Source organism: Paraburkholderia humisilvae (genome assembly GCF_902859855.1).
GTDB lineage: Bacteria > Pseudomonadota > Gammaproteobacteria > Burkholderiales > Burkholderiaceae > Paraburkholderia > Paraburkholderia humisilvae.
This window is the reverse complement of the sequence record NZ_CADIKH010000295.1, coordinates 1-1779: the sequence shown is the minus strand read 5'-3', so window position 1 is coordinate 1779 and position 1779 is coordinate 1. Positions and strand designations below refer to the sequence as shown.

Annotated in this window: 1 protein-coding gene; it reads right to left on the bottom strand. The window is 57.4% G+C overall.

The annotated features are described in order from the left end of the window. Window positions 1–192: 192 nt before the first annotated feature. Window positions 193–891, bottom strand: coding sequence for a type III secretion system effector phosphothreonine lyase (gene ospF / locus HV796_RS42025; protein WP_175233513.1), 699 nt, complete (start codon window positions 889–891; stop codon window positions 193–195). Between the last annotated feature and the right edge of the window lie 888 nt (window positions 892–1779).

Here is a 1779-nt window from a genome sequence, read left to right as displayed (position 1 = left end):
CTATGGAAGCCTGACTACCGACAATTACCCCCTCCGGACCGGAAAGTAGTTGTCGCTGAACCGGCCAACATAGTTGTCGCTCGACCGGCCAAGGTAGTTGACGCTATCCACTGCCAAGGCAGGTTCCCCTCGATCCCGATGCGACGATGGAGCCGGCGGTGTCCGGAGAAATCCGGATCTCGAGCGCAGCCCCTATTGCGGACAATCGGACACGAGTCGGAAGAACGGCTCCCGTTGAAGAGCAAGCGCCTGCTCTTCGGTCCCGTCCCGGCCGCTTCTTTGTTCATTTCGGTACGAAACATAGTTCCAGTGCTCTGGAGCGACGTCGGACGCGGGCCGTTCCCCCATGCCGATGCCTTGTGCGGCAAGCGTACGTTCCATCTCGCTCACGAAATCCTTGATCCTCTTCAACTGGCCCGCCGAGTAATGTCCATCTGCGCCGGTCCTTACATAGAGCGTGAATTGTGCCCCTTGCGTTACACGCCGGCCTTCCGGAGTATCCGGTCGGCCGGCGTTCAGATCGGTCATCTTCCATTCACGAACTGGACTGTCTGGCGAAAAGAGCAAGCTTGCGAGGGCGGCAAATCCACTTTCGAGCTGATCGTTGGCGACACTGACGTGAAACTTGTCGCCGTCAAACCTACCGTTGCGACCGGCATTCGCATGAATGAAACCCGCCCCGTCCATCTTTTCAGGGGGCTTCGTCACCCTGAATCCGTGATGCTGCTCCCCCAAAAGGGCAACTGAGTGCATTTGCCCGTAGTCGGGCAGAGGATATACTTCACTGAATTCGCTGCGTGGCGCCGCCTTCATCAGCGATTTGATCTGTTCAAAATGTTCGTTGAGCCGCTGAAACGGCTCAACTGGCTGTGCTGGCTTAACCGAGGTCAAGTCCAGCCGGCCCGGCCGCTTGCGGACTGTCGCGGGTTCGCTACCGCGCACTACCTCCGCGGCGACCGCAAGAGCACCCGGGAAGGGCTGGGCCGTGGTCGTCGCCTGCCTCCGAACCGCAGAGAAGGTGGTCTGTTCTGCCGACCGAGAGGGTGGGTTGTGCTCCGGGCGCGCATACTGGTCCGGCCTTGGCGAGGAGGAAATTCTATTATCCATTATGGTCTACGTGAAATGGGGAGAAGCGGTACTTGGCATGGCCGCTTTGCGGGTATCGCGTCTTTCCCGATGCTAGTAGCAGGATGATACGCGCGTGCCTAACCGAACCGTCAGACAGGCCTTTACGTCACACCAATTCGACGACCAACCTGCGACAACTCCAATTTAACGGGCCTTCCATTGCGAGTCTTTCGAAAACCGTAATAACCTTTTGCCTTACGAAACTCAACCTCATTTCGGCAATGCTTCGCCGCACCTCGCACCGGTGACGGGCCGCCAAAGACGGGATTTCTTAGGCCAATCGCTCCTCAATCCAGGAAACTTCGGGGATAAAGAATACATTGCGCAATGGTCGGGCGTATTTCGCTCAGCAACTGCCTAGCCAAAGGAAGGAATCCGTAATGTAACTTCATTCCAGCTCCTATCTTTACGGTAACGACATGTACGGTTATCAGTCGAACGCTCCTTGTATAGGGGTAGGAAACGGCGATCGCCGTCCCCTCCCTCCGAACCCGGTGTGCAGTTTTCCCGCGACGGGCTCTCCAGTCAGTTGTTTCCACTTCGGGATTGGCGCGCCAATTGAAGGGCCTCGGACATCGTGAATAGCCCAAGATTAGCGAAGAAGGCATTTGGCCATCGGGTGTGATCGCGAAGGCATCGGCCCTGACCCGG